The organism is Peribacillus sp. TH14, assembly GCF_016651145.1.
GTDB lineage: Bacteria > Bacillota > Bacilli > Bacillales > DSM-1321 > Peribacillus > Peribacillus butanolivorans.
Map to the genome: position 1 here is coordinate 5,279,535 of NZ_JAEKEK010000001.1, position 18,318 is coordinate 5,297,852.

The 18,318-nt window shown below is 38.6% G+C and carries 18 protein-coding genes and 1 riboswitch; of the genes, 1 reads left to right on the forward strand and 17 read right to left on the reverse strand.

Annotation, left to right across the window (positions count from 1 at the left end; all coding sequences use genetic code 11):
- Window positions 1-4: 4 nt before the first annotated feature.
- The 11 genes from tenA to JFU50_RS25480 all read right to left on the reverse strand — a co-directional run bounded on the left by tenA (window position 5) and on the right by JFU50_RS25480 (window position 11,403).
- Window positions 5-688, reverse strand: coding sequence for a thiaminase II (gene tenA, locus JFU50_RS25430; RefSeq protein ID WP_053345866.1), 684 nt, complete (start codon window positions 686-688; stop codon window positions 5-7).
- Between the two features lie 152 nt (window positions 689-840).
- Window positions 841-969, reverse strand: a riboswitch (TPP riboswitch).
- A gap of 214 nt (window positions 970-1,183) precedes the next feature.
- Complete coding sequence (locus JFU50_RS25435; RefSeq protein ID WP_201224712.1) at window positions 1,184-2,335, reverse strand: acyl-CoA dehydrogenase family protein; 1,152 nt, start codon at window positions 2,333-2,335, stop codon at window positions 1,184-1,186.
- Window positions 2,336-2,556: 221 nt separating this feature from the next.
- A complete protein-coding gene (locus tag JFU50_RS25440) occupies window positions 2,557-3,303 on the reverse strand; it encodes an SDR family NAD(P)-dependent oxidoreductase (protein ID WP_201180794.1) in 747 nt (248 codons plus the stop codon).
- A 54-nt stretch (window positions 3,304-3,357) separates the two neighbouring features.
- Window positions 3,358-4,995: an AMP-binding protein gene (locus JFU50_RS25445; protein WP_201224713.1), complete on the reverse strand. Its 1,638-nt coding sequence runs from the start codon at window positions 4,993-4,995 to the stop codon at window positions 3,358-3,360.
- A gap of 18 nt (window positions 4,996-5,013) precedes the next feature.
- Window positions 5,014-5,814 (reverse strand): 1,4-dihydroxy-2-naphthoyl-CoA synthase, encoded by an 801-nt coding sequence (menB, locus tag JFU50_RS25450; protein WP_053345862.1) that lies wholly within the window; start codon window positions 5,812-5,814, stop codon window positions 5,014-5,016.
- Between the two features lie 19 nt (window positions 5,815-5,833).
- Window positions 5,834-6,235, reverse strand: coding sequence for a MaoC/PaaZ C-terminal domain-containing protein (locus JFU50_RS25455; RefSeq protein WP_201224714.1), 402 nt, complete (start codon window positions 6,233-6,235; stop codon window positions 5,834-5,836).
- A gap of 18 nt (window positions 6,236-6,253) precedes the next feature.
- The gene (locus JFU50_RS25460) at window positions 6,254-7,408 is read right to left on the reverse strand and encodes an acyl-CoA dehydrogenase family protein (RefSeq protein WP_200949460.1); all 1,155 of its coding nucleotides are present in this window, start codon (window positions 7,406-7,408) and stop codon (window positions 6,254-6,256) included.
- Between the two features lie 285 nt (window positions 7,409-7,693).
- Window positions 7,694-9,019 carry a sigma-54 interaction domain-containing protein gene (locus tag JFU50_RS25465; protein ID WP_201224715.1) on the reverse strand — a complete coding sequence of 442 codons (1,326 nt, stop codon included), beginning with the start codon at window positions 9,017-9,019 and terminating at the stop codon, window positions 7,694-7,696.
- Window positions 9,020-9,024: 5 nt separating this feature from the next.
- Complete coding sequence (locus JFU50_RS25470) at window positions 9,025-9,453, reverse strand: MaoC/PaaZ C-terminal domain-containing protein (protein ID WP_053345859.1); 429 nt, start codon at window positions 9,451-9,453, stop codon at window positions 9,025-9,027.
- Window positions 9,454-9,667: 214 nt separating this feature from the next.
- Entirely contained in the window at window positions 9,668-10,456 is a 789-nt protein-coding gene (locus tag JFU50_RS25475) for a DUF4240 domain-containing protein (RefSeq protein WP_201224716.1), read from the reverse strand.
- 128 nt (window positions 10,457-10,584) lie between these two features.
- Window positions 10,585-11,403 (reverse strand): YwqG family protein, encoded by an 819-nt coding sequence (locus tag JFU50_RS25480; protein WP_201183287.1) that lies wholly within the window; start codon window positions 11,401-11,403, stop codon window positions 10,585-10,587.
- 190 nt (window positions 11,404-11,593) lie between these two features.
- Here JFU50_RS25480 and JFU50_RS25485 point away from each other — a divergent pair, with 190 nt between their 5' ends.
- On the forward strand, window positions 11,594-12,400 hold the full coding sequence (locus JFU50_RS25485; protein ID WP_342366318.1) for a protein kinase domain-containing protein: 807 nt from the start codon (window positions 11,594-11,596) through the stop codon (window positions 12,398-12,400).
- A gap of 471 nt (window positions 12,401-12,871) precedes the next feature.
- Here the strand turns inward: JFU50_RS25485 and JFU50_RS25490 are convergent, their stop codons facing one another.
- From JFU50_RS25490 to JFU50_RS25515, 6 genes are all read right to left on the reverse strand, one after another.
- Window positions 12,872-13,144 (reverse strand): HU family DNA-binding protein, encoded by a 273-nt coding sequence (locus JFU50_RS25490; RefSeq protein ID WP_201224717.1) that lies wholly within the window; start codon window positions 13,142-13,144, stop codon window positions 12,872-12,874.
- 290 nt (window positions 13,145-13,434) lie between these two features.
- Window positions 13,435-14,955, reverse strand: coding sequence for a cobyric acid synthase (locus JFU50_RS25495; RefSeq protein ID WP_201224718.1), 1,521 nt, complete (start codon window positions 14,953-14,955; stop codon window positions 13,435-13,437).
- 12 nt (window positions 14,956-14,967) lie between these two features.
- Window positions 14,968-15,504 carry a cob(I)yrinic acid a,c-diamide adenosyltransferase gene (locus JFU50_RS25500; protein WP_201180801.1) on the reverse strand — a complete coding sequence of 179 codons (537 nt, stop codon included), beginning with the start codon at window positions 15,502-15,504 and terminating at the stop codon, window positions 14,968-14,970.
- A 15-nt stretch (window positions 15,505-15,519) separates the two neighbouring features.
- A complete protein-coding gene (locus JFU50_RS25505) occupies window positions 15,520-16,083 on the reverse strand; it encodes a nitroreductase family protein (RefSeq protein ID WP_201224719.1) in 564 nt (187 codons plus the stop codon).
- Complete coding sequence (gene cobA, locus JFU50_RS25510) at window positions 16,062-16,871, reverse strand: uroporphyrinogen-III C-methyltransferase (RefSeq protein WP_201180803.1); 810 nt, start codon at window positions 16,869-16,871, stop codon at window positions 16,062-16,064. Before cobA ends, JFU50_RS25505 begins: the two co-directional genes overlap by 22 nt.
- Before the next feature lie 37 nt (window positions 16,872-16,908).
- Window positions 16,909-18,303 carry a cobyrinate a,c-diamide synthase gene (locus tag JFU50_RS25515; protein WP_201224720.1) on the reverse strand — a complete coding sequence of 465 codons (1,395 nt, stop codon included), beginning with the start codon at window positions 18,301-18,303 and terminating at the stop codon, window positions 16,909-16,911.
- Window positions 18,304-18,318: the final 15 nt, after the last annotated feature.

Here is an 18,318-nt window from a genome sequence, read left to right on the forward strand (position 1 = left end):
TCCTTTATACTTCTAATGTTTCCTTATGCACTGGCCAAGTTTCTAAGCGATAAGCCATTTCCCAAAATGAGTATTCATATTGACTGCTAAGGATAAAATGCTCTTTCATTCTTTCTTTGTCTTCTTCCGTTACTTTTTCAGCGATCTCATCAAGTCTCGCGATTTGTTCTTCTACCAACGTACGGAACCATTCTCCTCCGTATGCCGCAATCCACTCTTGATAAATTGGCTCATCAGGTATACACCCTTGCAGTTTTTCACCTATTTCATAGTACAGCCAGTAACACGGTAAGATGGCCGCAATCACATCCCCTAAATGGCCAGAATACGCGGCACGATACATATGGGATGTGTAGGCATAGGCAGTAGGAGCAGGCTTAAAGTTTTTCCTTTCTTCTTCTGTAATACCTAATCTCTCAGAAAAATTTTCATGAAGCTTTAATTCAGCTTCATATGTTCCTTGTGCATGGCTTGCTAGTCGACTAGTTGTATGTAAATCTGTTGCTTTGACTGCACCTAAAGCTTGAACTCTAGCAAAGTGAGATAAATAATATGCATCTTGCATGACATAAAAACGAAAACACTCTACTGGCAATGTGCCATCTCCAATTCCTCTAACAAACGGGTGATTGAAGCTTGCTTCCCAAATATGATCTACTTCTTTACGAATGACCTCTGAAAATTTCATTTTCTATACCTCCAAATTTGTATTTTATTAAGCAATGAAACTGGATAAATAATGATTGGTAACCTATAATCACCTCTTTTGAGCAAATAAAAAACCACTTCCTTTACCGACGTAAAGAAAGTGGTTGTACTTGAAATAATACATAAACGTATTGTTTCATGACCCCACTTCCCTACGCTGGTGTAAACCAGATCAGGTTCTAAGGGTCTTAAAGTTATACTTTAATCTCAGCTTCTGCGGTAAAATTGACTTTTACCTGTAAAGCACCCCTAGTGGTACAAATTGTATATTTAGTTCATTTGCCTTTATATTAACACGTTCAATCTAATTGTCAAACTTATTAAATAAAGTTTTTTTAGTAATGTATAAAATCCAACGATATGTTAAATAAAAAATCGCCTAACATACTCTTTGGAAATCGAACTTAATCACATAAAAAATATTCTCTATTAACCTTAAGCAAAGTTTATTTTACTATTAATCCTGCTTTCCTAATTATCGTTGGTACTGTTTATGAAGCTGAGCCGCTATGATATTCTTTTGGATTTCGGATGTACCTTCATAAATTCTCGTAATACGTGCATCACGATAAAAACGTTCAATGGGATATTCAGAAATGTAACCAATCCCTCCATGAATTTGGAGAGCCTTATCAGCTACACGATTATACGTTTCTGAACCAAGTAACTTGACCATAGCCGCATTTTTAATGACGTTCTTTTTTTGATCAACCATCCACGCAACGCGATAGGTCATGGATCGAAGGGCTTCTGTATCTAATGCCATATCTGCCAAGTAATGTTGAATAATTTGTTGTTCGAAGATTGGTTTGTCGAACTGAATTCTCATATGAGCAAAATCAATCGACATCTCAAGTAATTTTTCACACGACCCTAGGTTTCGTGCTGCCATTCCTGCACGTCCATTCGCCAAGATTTTCAGGGCATTCATATACCCTTGCCCCTCTTCACCCAATACATTCTCAACTGGAACTTCACAATCCTCAAAGAAAATTTCAGAAGAATGTGAACCATGAAGGCCCATTTTCCGTTCGATTTTTCCTAGTTGAAATCCTGGGGAGTCTTTTTCGACGATAAAAGATGTGATTCCTTTTGCACCCTTAGAAGGATCTGTAACAGCCATTACTGTAAACACATCTGCGATTGGAGCATTAGTAATGTAATGTTTGCTTCCATTCAGGATATACTTTTCACCCTTTTTAACCGCTGTTGTTTTCAGATTTGAGGCATGTGAACCTGCGCTTGGTTCAGTTAAAGCAAAAGCGCCAATTCTGTCACCTGATGCCATGTCAGGTAAATATCTGCGTTTTTGTTCTTCATTTCCCATCTCTACAATTCCAACGCCGCCAATTCCCGTATGTCCGCCTATTACTGTTGTATAACCGTTATGTGTTCTTCCCAACTCCTCTAGAATGGCGCATTTCCCTACCATATCAATGCCTAACCCACCATATTCTACAGGAATGCTAAGGCCAAACAGTCCCATTTCTTTCGATTTCCCCATAATGATTTCTGGGATTTCATTGCTTTCTTCAATTAACATGGCATGTGGTTCTACTTCGTTATCAATAAATTCTCGGATTCCTTGTTTTAAAATTTTGATATCGTCTGAAAATTCAAAATTCACGGTATTTTCTCCCCCTTCTATTGGTATTAGGTTTAATTCCTTAACCCGATTTCTTTTACATATAGGAGGATACTATTCTCCTAAGCTTCGAAATAATACAAATGGCTATCAAATCAAACAAAATCAACCTATTTGACCCACTGGGTGATTAAAAATCCTAAGAAATATTTTCAGGCTATAGTTTTACTTTTTGTGATTACCATTTAATCAGTTTCATAAAGTCAAACCATGGTTAAGCCGCCATTGACGGAAAGAGTTTGCCCAGTTACATATCCTGCTTCTTCCGAAACAAAATAGGCCACAGCACCGGCAATATCTTCTGGTTGAGCTAAACGACGGAACGGAATCGCTTTCTCCAAAGCTCCAGCTATTCCTTCATTGTAAGAACCAATTTCTTGAAATAAAGGCGTGTCGGCTGGACCTGGCGCAATACAATTGATGTTAAGCTTATGACGTGCCATTTCTCTTGCTATTGTTTTCGTGAACGCAATGACCCCACCCTTAGCAGCCGAATAGACGGCCTCACCGCTAGATCCAATTCTTGCTGCATCCGACGCAATATTGACTACCTTTCCGTAACCGTTTTCAATCATAAGCGGTAAAATTTCCTTACAAGTATGAACTTGACCCAGTAAATTAATATCGATAATCCTTTTCCAAGTGCTTGGATCACTTTTTAGGAAAGGTTCTACTTTGTCCCATCCTGCATTATTAACCAATACATCAATCTTTTGATAAAGGCTCACTGATTCTTCAACTGCTTTTTTCACACTCTCTAAACTCGTTACATCACAATAGACGGCCTTAGCTTCATAACCCGCTTGCTCAATTAAAGAAACAGTTTCTTCTGCGTTTTTACTATTGATATCGGCCACAACAATGTTCATATTTCGAGAGGCTAATGTTTTAGCAATCTCTCTACCAATTCCGCTTCCTGCTCCAGTGATAAATGCTACTCGGTTATTCATCATAAATCCCTCCATTTTTATCATGAAATTGCTATGTGGTTACATTAACTGGTCCTATATTTTGTCTTGTATCTTTTCGTTTATCATTTCCCGAAGACGGAACTTCTGGATTTTCCCGCTAGGAGTACGCGGAAAATCATCCATGATTTCAAGTTGTTCTGGCCAATATTGTTTGGCCAAACCTTTTTCATATAGAAATTTCTTTAATGATTCCATTGTAATCGGGCTCTTCCCTGGTCTTACGCTGATACATGCACATGCTTTTTCCTGAAGCCTAACATCTGGTACAGCAATGACCTGCACGCTTGAAATATCCGGGTGTTCATATAATACGTTTTCTACGTAAGCGACTGGTATATTTTCACCTCCACGAATGATAATGTCTTTGTTTCTTCCAGAAATCCTGATATATCCTTCTTCATCCATAATTGCTCGATCACCGGTAATGAACCATCCGTCCTTATGTTCTGCAATGGTGTCATCAATCCTCTTCAAATACCCGACAAATAGGGCAGGACCCCTAGCAAGTAAATCACCTTCTTCATTTGGAGCGCAGATCTTTCCTTCAAAATTCACTACTTTCAACTCCATTTCCGGAAATGGAACCCCATCGGTATTTGTCAGTTTTTCTGCTGAATCTTCAAGTCTCGTCAAGGTCACTAGGCCATCTTCTGTTTGTCCCCATCCTGACAATATTTTGAACCGTACTTTTTCTGCCGCGTCTTTCACCAACTGCCTTGGAATCGGGGCGCCTAAAGCTACAAAGACTTGGAATGAGTTAAGATTGTACGTTTCTATTCCCTCCATTTGAATCATATCTTGCAGAAAGGGAGTCGCACCCGCTGTAAACGTTATCTTCTCCTTCTCAATCCATTCAATAAATTCATTCGGATTCCAAATGTCTTGATAAACACCTGTACCCCCAAAATGAGTTGGTAGCCTCACCCCATAACCAAATCCAGTTTGATGAGCAAATGTTGACGCCATGAATAGGACGTCATCGGATGTTAAATGTAAATGGTCAATCCAGTAATTCGTTGATACACAAAGAGTATTATGTGTATGCATGACTCCCTTTGGACTCCCCGTCGTTCCCGATGTAAAGATAATTTCGGTAACATCATTTGGGTCATGTATGATTTCATCCAAAATGGATGCATCCATCCGCTCTTCCCAAGGTTCCTCAAGCAAAGAAGAGAAAGATTTCATCCCATTCGGCACTTCGTCCCCTATCACATAAATATGTTCTAATGAAGGCCATTTATGGCTTAGCCTCTCAATCATGGCAGGATAATAAAAACCTCGGAAACTATCTGGAACAACGATCATTTTAGACTCTGCCATTTCGACCATATAGCCAATTTCCCGATCACGATAAATCGGAATTAAGGGATTGCTTATGGCGCCTATCCTTGTAACCGCATAATGAAGGATAATGAACTCATTCCAATTAGGCAGTTGAAAAGAGATAACATCTCCTTTTCCCAATCCTATATTCAAAAGGCCTAAAGCGATTCGATCAACCAACTTACCGAGTTCCTTGTAAGTAAAACGGCTTTTTATATCAATAATCGCTATTTTATCTGGATCATTCTCTATCGCATCATTTAAATAATCTAAAATCGTTCGATTTGGCCAAATACATTGATATTTTTCCACATATTCTTGACTCAAAATCGTATCCAATTTCACTAGTTTCCATCCCCCTCATTACCTTCTGAACTTTTTAAAATCTACTGGCCGCTTTTCTAGGAAAGCATTCTTTCCTTCTTCCGATTCTTGCGTGTTGTAAAACATCGCTAGACTGCCCATCGATAGCTGAGAAATCCCTTGGATGTTTGCACTATCAGCATTAAAGGAGTATTTAAGCATTTTAAGCGCTGTCGGGCTCTTCTCGAGAATCTTTTCCGCCCATTCTTCTGCTGCTTGTTGCAGTTGTTCTGCGGGAACGATTTTGTTCACAAGTCCCATTTCTTTTGCTTCTTGTGCAGTGTATTGTTCACACAAATACCAGATTTCCCTTGCTTTCTTTTCACCGACAATTCGGGCTAGATAAGCAGAACCAAATCCGGCATCATAACTTCCTACCTTAGGCCCACTCTGGCCGAATTTTGCCGTTTCAGATGCAATCGTTAAATCACAAACGACATGAAGGACATGCCCACCTCCAATAGCAAATCCATTAACCGCTGCAATAACAGGCTTTGGGATATTGCGGATTGTTTGGTGTAGATTTTCAATTTCCAACCCCATCCCTCCCCCTAAACCTCCAGAATAATCATATCCACCTTCTTCTCCTTTTTCTTTTTGATCTCCACCGACACAAAATGCCTTCTCTCCAGCTCCTGTCAAGATTACCGCGCCAATACGGTTATCGTCCCAAGCATCACGGAAGGTCCAAATTAATTCTTGAACTGTTCTTGCACGAAAAGCATTGTAGACTTTAGGCCGATTCATTGTAATCTTTGCAATCCCATTGGTTTTTTCATATAAAACATCTGTTAATTCCATCGTATTAATCCCTCCATTGTCATAATAGTTTCAGAATAATTTTCCCTTGAATCACGTCAATACGAAGTTCATTCCTACATCGAACTTTTATTGTGATCCAATTTCGCTGTACATTCACATCAATAATCTCTATCTCTGCTGTAATCGTGTTGTCGATTTGAACTGGATGTATGAACACTAATTCCTTTTGTATAATGACACATGATCCACCTGGCAACTCTTTACTGATTGCCTCTGTTAGGAGACCTTCGCTTAAAATTCCTGGGACCAGTGAGCGACCTAAATCTTTACTGAAAAATTCCGGGTCATAGACATCATTGAAATCCTGCGTTAACAAACTCCAGCGCTTCACATCATCCTCTGTAAAGGTTCTTTGCACTCTTGCAATTTGACCGATAAAATAGCAATTTACCTTTTCCATACACTACAATCCTCTAGTTTAATATGATCGGAATTCTTTTCCAATAATGTCTTTTGCAATGACCATCATATTGGCTTGAGCAGTTCCATCACCAATTTCTAAACCAATGACGTCACGTAAACGTTGCTCTAGCGGCATTTCCTTCGTATAAGCATAGTGGCCGTTCAACAGTAAACATTCATGAATGGCATCTACACTATATTTTGGACCTAACCATTTTACTGAAGCTGATTCTTTACTATGGTTCAACCCTTGATCACGAAGCCAAAGTCCTCGATAGGCTTGCCACTTCACAAGCTCTAACTGAGTATAGTGAGTCACTATTGGGAATGAAACTCCTTGATACGTTGCCAACGGCTTGTTAAAAGAATGTCTAACTTTCACATGTTCGATGGTCTCATCAATACTTTGTGAGGCAGCCCCAACACATTGCAATCCAATTAAGAGCCGGCTTAGATCAAACCCATTCATCACCTGGGAAAAGCCTTTATTCTGAAGACCGATCATATACTCTTCTGGAACTTCTACATCGTTTAAATAGATAGAACCTCTGCTAATTGGAATATTACCCATGTCTTTGTAACCTTTGCATTCAACTCCTGGAAGATTGGCAGGAACTATAAAAGCGCTAATTCCCCGATTTCCTAATTCAGGTTCTGTTTTTGCAAATATAACAAAGGCATCTCCACATGTAGCTACGCTAATTCCTGACTTTTCTCCATTAAGAACATATACATTCCCTTTATGTACTGCTGTTGTTTTAATCCCGCCTGCATCCGTCCCTGCCGATGGTTCTGTAATAGCGATGCCGACAATTTTTTCCCCGCTCGCAATTTTGGGAAGCCATTCTTTTTTCAATTCCTCTCTAGCGTGATTATTGATAATTTCACCTATTAACGCATTCAACATCACAGCATAGGTTAGATTGAAATCACCTCGTCCTATCTCCTCCGCAGCAATCCCCGTTGTCACACAGTCGGCACCGCTACCGCCATACTCAACTGGAATCCGCAGGCCATTTACGCCTAACTCCCCAAGCTTTTTCCACAAGTGTCTTGGAGTAATCTCTTCTCGATCCCACTTTGTATAGTGAGGAAGCAGTTCCTCCTTCGCAAATTCTTTCAACATTTTACGAAAATAATCTTGTTCTTCTGTAAAGGAAAAATTCAACATATTATTACCTCCTTTGTTATGTTTAACGAAGTTACAAAACAATCTATTCACGGGCTATCTTATGATCTAAGTTAAGTAACTTCATCCTTTGTCAATCTATTATTGCAAGTTGTGTGCCAACTTATTTTTGCTGCATATCAGGCTTCATTTAATATCGTTTTCGCATTTTTAATTTTTTTCGCAATCTTGCAAATCAAATATGCGAAATCAAAAAAAGAACACACTTCTAAAGTGTGTTCAAAGGCTAACTTGATTTATATTTCACTTATCAACTTTATAGTAACGTTATTTCAGCTTGTACTTCGCAATTTTTCTATATAAGCTCGCAATATGAATTTTCAGCTTTTGAGCGGCTAAAGAACGATCTCCATCCGACTCTGTTAACGCACGCTGAATAGCAGATATCTCAGCTTTCCCGACCACCTCATCCAAGCTACTTGAGTAAGAAATTCCCAGTTCCTCTACCTCATCATGCAAAGTTAAATTAGGTGTAAAATATAAAGAGTCCAATGTTAAAGTCCGTCCCTCTACGATATTCATACCTCGTTCGATAATTGCTTTAAATTCACGAACGTTTCCGGGCCAGCTATAATTTGAAAGCCATTCTTGGAGTTTAGGCTCAATTTCTCTAACGTTACACCCTAATTTGTTATTAAAATAATCGATAAAATAATAAGCTAACGGAAGAATATCTTCCGGCCGTTCCCTTAATGAAGGAATTTTCAATTCAAAAACATAAAGACGGTAATATAAATCTTGCCGGAATTTTCCTTCTTGAATAAGGGTTTTTAGATCTCTGTTCGTCGCCGCAATAATACGGATATCGACATTCTTACTCCCTGTTCCACCGAGTCTTTCTACTTCCCTTTCCTGTAAGACACGTAAGAGCTTGCCCTGAGCCTGATAAGGCAGTTCAGAAATCTCGTCTAAAAAAAGGGTACCATTTTGAGCTAATTCTATTTTCCCAGGTTTACCTTCTTTTTTCGCACCGCTAAATGCCCCAGCTTCATAACCAAAGATCTCCGATTCAAATAATTCATCTGGTATTGCAGCACAATTGACCGGAACAAACGGGTGTGATTTTCTTGTACTCAAACCATGAATCGCTTGAGCAAACAGTTCCTTACCTGTTCCAGTTTCTCCGGTAAGCAGCACTGTTGAACTACTGGTAGCAATTCTAGCTGCCAGCTCTTTTATCCGTTCAATCGCTTGGCTTTTTCCAACAATCTCTTCAAAGCCATATCGACTTTGACTTCCAGTTTTTTTCTTAGCTTTATGCCTATCCAAGGAATTGGCATAATATACTAAATCAGCGTATTCAAGCTCTTCTTGTCGGATGATTACATTATAAATGGTAATGCTTTTTTTTCGAATAGTTCTAATAAAACAAGAGTGTCCTGAGATCACACCGGGAAACACATGTTTTTTATCAGGATTTTTTAAAGAATTATTCGTAGAAGTGTGAATGACCTTCGCAATGGACTCCCCTATCAAATCAGTCGGTATTATAGTGAAATGCTCATAAAAATCAGCACTGGCGCCTATAACTTTTCCGTTTTCATCGACTTCAATTGATCCCCAATTTCTTTTAACGTTTTTGACGTTTTCCATTCACATCACCTAACATCTTGATTAGTTAAAACTAATATCACAACTTGTCCTTTAATAACTTCAATTCCTGCTTGATTATAGCAAGTCACCTTTTGTGTCACCCAATCTCTATTTAAATTAATGTCAATAACCTCCAGCTCAGCCGAAATCATATCTCCTATATGTACAGGATGGTAAAACACTAATTCCTTTTGTAGTAAAATACAGGCACTGCCAGGGAGTTTTTCACTTATTACTTGAGTAATAAGCCCTTCTGTTAACAAACCAGGAACAATCGGCTTGCTGTAATTGCTTCTCCACTCCTCTTTATTCACTTGATAAATCGGGCTATAATCTTTTGTTAATTCACTGCATAACCTTACATCTGATTCATTAAAAGTACGCTGAAGACTAGCAATCTGTCCGATAAACAAATCTGTGATTGTTAAGCTCATAACTTCCCTTCTCTCTATTTTGAATATTCTAACTATTTTGCATATAATACTAACTATACATAATATTCAATGCAAATGAAAGGTGTAGCGTGGACAATTACAACACATCAAATATGGAAAGTAACCTTTTAAAAAATAAGAGTGCTCATAAGAAAAGCAGCATCACTTGTTTTTGTGATGCCACCTAATACTCCTTCAAAAGAATGATTTTTGCTCAATCTAACGGATTTTCTCCAAATGCTTCCCATAGCAAAGGAAACTTTTGACGTAACCCCTCTTCATCATCCTCATTCCAATCAAATTCTATTTCTGGTTCGGTATAATCATCTTTCGCCAATTGATGGTATAATTTATCATACCTATCATCATCCAGCCCCGTTTTCTCTTCGTAGGCCATACATGCTGCAGAAAGCAATTCTTCCAGCTGGGGTATTTCTTCTTGCTCTTTCAATAATATAAAATAGGGAAGCAGTGTTTCAGGATTTTGTATAGCCGCTTCATAAGGGTCTTTTCCAAGATATAAAACCCATGCTCTGAAATAGTCAAAGCAATCATCTGAACACCCACCCATGACAATATAGGCAATTGCCCATAAATTGGATGTGTGCAACTTGTAATAGTATTGTTTAAAAATCGATTCAAACATAATTATATCTTTCACAGGTTTTCTTGACAATTGAGCGACTAACCACTCGACCTGTTCATCAGCATCGTTTCCCTTTTCCTTGCATCTATCCAGTAATCCCCAAAACAAATCTTCTGTCATCGAACTATCTTTTACAACCTGATCTGACAATTGGGTCACCACATACCCTTTTTTAATTTTGGATTGAATCAGTTTCTCTCCTTCGTTTTTACAGATTTCTTCTGATTCAAACTCCTTTGATTTCACCGAACCTATAGTACCTACTTTCCCATATGTCACGGTAAATGTGTTTCCTGCAATATGAATTTTCCAGAACTTATGTGATGTGGCGTCTTTAAAAATGAGTAGTGTTTCCACTAATAAACAGCTCCTAGATTAATATCTTATATCTCAATCTATTAAATTTTTGATAGCAGAGTAACGATTTATCTATATGTACACCTGAGATCTAATAAATATTCTACTCGTTACACTTAATACCAGTATTAATGACAATCCCAATTGTATAAAACGTTAGAGAAATCAAGTTTCTTTAAATCCTCTACCTTGATGAAGAAGTTAGCTACGCCGCAATCTCCCCACATAATCTCATTATCATCGTCTGTATCAATTTGTAGTAATAAGACGTTATAATGCTTATAAGATCTATCTTCCCTTGGATCAGATTGCGTAAAAAAAGCATATCCACCAATCTTATGACCCTCATTAGATAGGTTTTCTTCATACAATTCCAAGAGAGTAATTTCATCTCCATTTTCATCTTCTCCTATTATTTCCTCAAAATCTAATTCACCATAGAATTCATCAAAAGCTCGATCAGAGGTAGAAACGGCTTCAAAATTTACCGAGAAAGATAGACTAACCTCATCTCCAATTGGAAAATGCTCATCTTCAAAAGTGGCCATATATGAGAAATCAGTTGTCACCTCGCCTTCCTTCAAGATATCTTCATGATAGATGACCCGGAAATTCTTTTGGTTGGTTTGATTATTAAAATCAAGCCCCATAACATCATCGTCACCAGAAAGGAAAATTTGCAACATACCTTTTTGTGGCATATCATTTAGTACACGTGGTAAATCTTCAAAATTGATTTGCGCTAATAGTTTCATATAGTTCCCTTTTCCATCGATTGGGTGTTCAAAATTTTTAGGTAAATAAGGATAGCCTGCAAACTTGCTTGCAAACAAAGTCGGCTTGTTCGTTGATGTCGAGATTTTTATAGTCGGTTGCATAGTTGATTCAATGTCTTTCCTGAATTTCTCTAATTCTTTAGGTAAAGACAAATGTGGCCTCATAGTCATCAGATATCTCCTTTTTATAAGCTTTTTATTATTATACAAGGCATAAATAGCAAATACTATCAGAAAAGTAAATGATAACCATAATGCTTCTTTTTCCAAACTGTTTTGTTTTTTAAAGCATCAAGAAAATATAATGTTAATTTAAATCATAATTGTCCTATGTGTGTATGACTCCAATGTAAATGAAGAGGTGAGGAAAGTTTCAATTTGGCGTTCCATTCGAAAGTTCTTTCAGTTTTTTGTAGATAAACCTATTAAAAAAGGTGCAGTTTTGTATGATCGATACGAGGTCATAAGTGTTATAGGAACTGGAAGTTACGGCATTGTTTATCTCTGCAACGATTTGAAAACAAATGAGAATAGAGTAGTCAAACAGCTTCGTCCAAGTAAACGCCGTATCAAAAAAGAGATTAAGCTGTTTGAAAATGAAATCTCTATTCTGCGTTTGTTAAACCACAAAAGTATGCCTAAGTTATATGATGAATTTTCAAATAACGGATATTTTTATTATGTAATGAATTACATTGAAGGGGACAATTTGGAAGACCAAATTTTCTTAAATCATAAAACCTTTAAAGAGAAAGAGTCTCTACTTTTACTTGCTCACCTGCTAGAATTAGTAGCTTATCTTCACAAAAATGGTATGTACCATCAAGATTTACGAATTCCAAATATTTTACTAAAAGACAAAGAGCCTTTTTTAATCGACTTTGGTCTGTCGAAACAGATTGTCTCGGTTGACCCATTTTGTTCATCATCAATAGAATTAGAAATGAAACAGCAGGACTATTATGATTTAGGAGACATACTTTTATATTTACTTTATACGACTTACTCTTCCAACAATAAAAAAGTTCTTCCTTGGACAGAAGAACTTTCTTTAGAAAAAAAAACCGTACATTTACTAAAAAGGTTATTAAGAATTCAAGAACCTTATTCAGATATCAGTGAACTTTCAGCAGATCTTCATGCTGCACTTATATCTAAAGAAAAATAAATTAATTCATGGAGGGGTATTAACTGCTACTCCTCCCTCCTTTTCGTTTATAGCGGTTACTACCACTCATTGGAGACCGTTTATACCCCCTGCTGCTACTGCTACTGCTGCCTCGGCGATAATGGCTATGTCTTCCCTCGCTGCTGCCTTCGGAAAGCTGCTTAATTTTCTTCATTATTTTTTTAAACATATTTTTCACCTCTTTTCTTCTTTTCTAGCGCTTACTGTTTTATTGTTATAGCCTAACATATACTAGAGATAAACCTTACTAATAAGTACTTATTAAAAATCTTCGTTTGTTAAATCTGTTTAACTTCAATAGCTACCTTTTTCAGCGCAATATAACTAAATGTTAGTACGGCCTAAATTAAACGCAAATAAAAGAATAAACTTTTAAAATGAAACTTATTTAAATAAAAAAACTCTGGAGACTTTTCTCATCTCCAGAGTTTTTTTCACTACATGTTTATTTTATTTTACAGCTTCTTTTAATTCCTTACCTGCTTTAAAAGCGGGTACTTTGCTAGTCGCAATTTGTATTTCTTCACCTGTTTGTGGGTTTCTTCCTGTACGAGTCGCACGGTCGCGCACTTCAAATGTTCCAAATCCTACTAATTGGATTTTTTCCTCTTTAGCAAGCGTAGTTGTGATTGTTTCAAACAATGCATCCACTACTTTTTTAGCGTCGTCTTTTGTTAGTTCAGCTTGTGTCGCTACACTACTCACTAGTTCTGTTTTGTTCATATCAAACACCTCATCCTTTTAATTCTATAAATTATGTAGAGAAGCCAACATAACATATCTTGTATATGTCTGTCACTTAATATGACTAAATAAAAGAAAGTTTAACCCTGTAATTAATGGTGAATGTGATTTTCACGAAAGTAAATCATATAAAAACGAAAGAATATTAGTTCATTTGAATCCTTACGATATACAATAAAGCGCAATTCTTTCCATGATACATGGAAAGAATTGCGCTTTATTTTGGATAATAATTCACGATAGCTTGATGGATAAGGTGAGACTACTATTCAACTTTCCATGGTTTCAAACTGCAGCCATTCATAAATAGTATCCATATCTATATTTTCTTCCAAATGTGAAGCTAAGAGGTTATAAGCTTCTTCTCTTCGCTCTAAGTCACTTTGAACATTTTCCTTCACTTCATCTAATCCTTTTGACCTTCGAATTTGATTAACTAGCATTCTTGTAAACAAGCGATTATGGAAAATCCCATGAAGATAGGTTCCAATGACTTTGTTGTCTGCAGAAATAGCCCCATCCTCTCTTCCATCCTTCAATAAAAGAAATGGCCTTACTAGTGCAGAGTCCAATGATGTTCTCCCTAAATGGATCTCAAATCCGGTCAGATTCATTTCTCCTTCCATGATCCCTGAAGAAAGAACACCTTCCATTTGGACCGTTTTCTTTTCTGCATTAAAAACGGTTTGTACTGGAAGAAGAGAAAGTCCTATTGCATTTTCTCCGCAGCCCTCGACAGCATCAGGATCGAAAAGATTCGTACCAAGCATTTGAAATCCACCACATATCCCAAATATTAATGTCCCTTTTTCACGCAAATCTTGGATAGCCCTATCCAGTCCTGCTCTTCTCAGCCACTCTAGATCTTCCATCGTGTTTTTTGTACCTGGCAAGATAAGCAGGTCAGGATTCCCTAATTCTTGCACACTGCCTACAAGTCTGACGCCTACACCCGGTTCATCAAAGAAAGGATCCACATCTGTAAAATTGGAGATACGAGGCAATCTTAAAACGGCGACATCGATTGGAAATTCCGCCTTTTTAGGTTTTTTAAACCGCAAGGAAGATAGTGCTAATGAATCTTCCGCTTCAATATTCACGTCTATATAAGGAAGTACACCGAGGACTGGAATCCCTGTTTCTTTTTCCACCCATTCAATGCCGTCATCCAATAACTCACGCATCCCACGAAATTTATTGATGATAATCCCCTTTACACATTCGCGTTCATCCTTATCCAATAAGGCAAGTGTTCCAATAATTGACGCAAAAACTCCACCGCGATCAATGTCAGCTACCAAAATGACCGAGGCATCTGCAAGTTTGGCCATACGCATATTTGCAATATCTCGGTCCTTCAGGTTGATTTCAGCTGGACTTCCTGCTCCTTCAAGAACGATAATGTCATATTCGTCCTGAAGTTTTTCCACCGATTTACGAACGATGGGCATGGCCTCTTGGACAAATTGATATCGATAGCTTTTTGCATCCATATCAAGAAAATGTTTTCCATGCACAATGACTTCTGAAACCATATCCTGCTTCGGTTTTAATAGAATCGGATTCATATCAGTGGTTGCTGTAATACGTGCAGCCTCGGCTTGTACTCCTTGAGCACGGCCGATTTCACCGCCATCCAACGTTACATACGAATTTAAAGCCATATTTTGCGATTTGAATGGTACGACTCGTAATCCTTTATTGGAAAAAACCCGGCACAGTGCCGTACAAATCAAACTTTTCCCTACATCAGAGGACGTCCCTTGTATCATAATGGATCTTGCCTTCATTCGACTCACCCCTTAAAACTCTAATCCTTTGACAGCGCCGATTCCCTCTTCATAGTAATGCTTAGTCGCATCAATATTAGAGACTAAATCCGCCAAATCCATCAGTTCCCGTTTGGCATCTCTGCCAGTAACGACTAGATGCATATGAGCGGGTCGATTACGAATCACATCGATTACTTCTGCTAGTGGCAAGACATCTTCAATCGGGAACTTAGAGATGGCTAACGCATTGTTTAACTCATCCAGAACCAGTAAATCGATGGTTGAATCACAAAGGGCCTGTTTTGCTTTTTCCCAAGCAATCGTTAGTGCCTCCCGATGCTCTTGTGGTGTTTTGGTCCATGTAAAACCAATCCCGAGTTGTTCCATTTCAACCCCTAATTTCTTTAAAGCCAATGCCTCTCCATATGTACGCTCTGGAGATTTTATAAATTGGAGAAATTTAACGTTCATGCCTCTCCCAATCGCCCGTAAAGTAACACCAAGCGAGGCAGTCGTTTTCCCTTTCCCATTTCCGGTATATATAAGAAACAATCCTCTGCGAGCCATCTTATTCGCCTACCTTCATAGCCAAACTGTTTTTTCTATGTATGAAGTTCTTTTAGTAGCAGGAACAGGTTGACCCTTTTTAGGATAGCCTATAAAAATAGTACCGATTACTTTTTTGTTTTCCGGCGAACCGATAAATTCGTGCAGTCGTTCATCTCTGACAAGGCCTACTCCTCTAGTGCGCCATACAAAGCCAAGACCTAGTTCTTTTGCTGCAAGCCACATCGAATGGACAGCACAACAAGAGGCAAACACATTGTCCTCGGTTGATTCCGGATCGTCAGGCAAAATATCAGAGGTTACGACAATGATAAGCGGTGTGGTTTTTACAACTTCTAGTGAACTATCAATCAATTTCGGCTTGGTCGGGAAACGCTCATGTAAATATTTTTCTGCCAACTGTTCGTAGCGCTGCTTCGCGTCTCCTTTTATTACATAAAACCCCCAAGGTTCACGTAGTCGGTCATTAGGGGCATATGTAGCTGCTTCTAATAACTGCCTGATTTTTTCATCTTCTACTTCTTGCTCTTCATAGTTCCGAATAGCTCTGCGGTCTTTCAATTCTTGAATGATAGACATTTAGACTCGTTCCCTTCACTCGTAGACTCTGATTCAATCACTTTTTCAAACCATTGGATTTTTTCTCTTAATTGAACGACTTCACCTACCAGAAAGATTGCCGGATTTTGAATTTCCTCTTTCAAAGCAAGCATAGAAATCGTGTTCAAGGTTCCAGTTATCGTCCTTTGTTTATCTGTAGTACCCCATTCAATGACAGCCACTGGTGTTTCTTCGTCCCTACCATGCTCTATCAATTGTTCGCAGATAAATGGCATATTACCAATTCCCATGTAAAAGGCGATGGTATCAATTCCTTGAGCCAATGCCTGCCAATTCAGGTTGTCTTGACCCTTGTAATCACGTCCATGGCCGGTCACAATCGCAAAACTCGACGCATGTTCACGATGGGTAACCGGTATACCGGCATAAGCTGGAGCTGCAATGCCCGCAGTTACTCCTGGGATTATTTCATATTCTATCCCATTAGCCGCCAGGACCTCAGCTTCCTCTCCTCCCCGACCAAAGACAAACGGATCTCCTCCCTTTAGGCGGGTAACATTTTTCCCCTGCAAGGCCTTTTCTACCAAAAGTGAATGAATTTCTTCTTGAATGAGATGATGTCTCCCGGGTGATTTCCCGCAATATACAAGCTCCGCATTTTCTTTTGCATAGGTTAATAGTTTTGGATTGACGAGCCTGTCATAAGCTATGACATCAGCCTTTTGAATACATTCCATTCCATATACCGTAATTAGTTTCGGATCTCCGGGACCCGCACCGACCAGATGTACCTTTCCCGGTTTCATGCTCTTGCCTCCTCTTATTTATCAAAAAAACAACTTTTCATTGTTGATATGTTTCGTGTCCCATCAGTTTTTTTTGTTTTAAGCATGCACCTATCCAATTCTCAACAAGTTTAGGATTGGAAGCAAAATGAAAATGGGTATAACCAGCAACCAGATTACCTATTATGCACCCTTCTTTCTTTGAACCAAATCTTCCTTTCGCCTCGTAGGCATGCGGAAGCACATCATCTGACTCAAATGTGGAATAGTGGAATTCATGACCTTTTGCCTGCTCACAATCTTTTATTAAAAAATTGCTTTCGGTTCCAGTTATTTCACGATATCCCAGTGCCGCAAGCTTTTTCTGCATTTTGATCCTACCTGGAATCAATCCTGCCATCGGATACATTTCTCTAGAAGTTGTTTCAATAGATTTGCTCAAAAACATGAATCCACCACATTCTGCTAGAGTTGGCAAACCCTTTTCAATGGCATTTCTGATGGATTTTATAGCAATTTCATTGCGAGAAAGTTCATCTGCAAATTCTTCTGGAAAACCGCCTCCAAGGTATAAGCCATCCGCATCCACCGGAACTTCATCCCCTTTTAATGGAGAAAAATACTTGATGTTCGCTCCTTTTGCTTCAAGCAACTCAAGGTTTTCCTGATAATAAAAATTAAAGGCCGCATCTTTTGCAACGGCTATGCACACGTCTTTCTTGCTACTAGACTGAAAGATTCCTGAATTCCCACTGGAAATGGTGCTGGTCTTAGCCAAGAGATACAGCTGTTCGATATCAATCGTTTCCATAACTAAATGAGCGAGTTTATCGAAAAATGGTTCAAGTTCACCTCGTTCAATGGCAGGAATTAAGCCTAAATGACGGCTAGGAATATCAATATCTAACTCTCGCTTCATATACCCCATCACTGGAACATCGCATTCCTGCTCGATGGCTGCTTTGACAATTTTGTAATGCCCCTCACTTCCCACTTGATTGGCAATTACTCCAATAATGTTCGGACCCGTAGAAAAAGCTTGAAACCCTTTAACAATCGCAGCTGCGCTACGCGCCATACTCGCACAGTTGACAATTAACAAGACAGGACTTTCAGTACTCATGCTGATTTCAGCTGTTGACCCCGTATTCGATAAAGGATTTTTTCCATCGAAAAAGCCCATGACTCCTTCGATAATCGAGATATCCGCTCCAACGCTTGCTTTGTTAAGTATTTCTCGGACGATATCGTGCTCAAACATCCAGCTGTCAAGATTTCGTGAAGTTCGCCCTGTAACGGCTGTATGATAGGTTGGATCAATATAGTCAGGACCACATTTAAAACCCTGAACGGTATACCCTTTCTTCTGGAGGGCTGCCATAATTCCGATGGTCAATGTCGTTTTTCCGACCCCGCTTCCGGTGCCAGCAATAACTAATCTTCTATCGCTCATAAATATCCCCCCTTC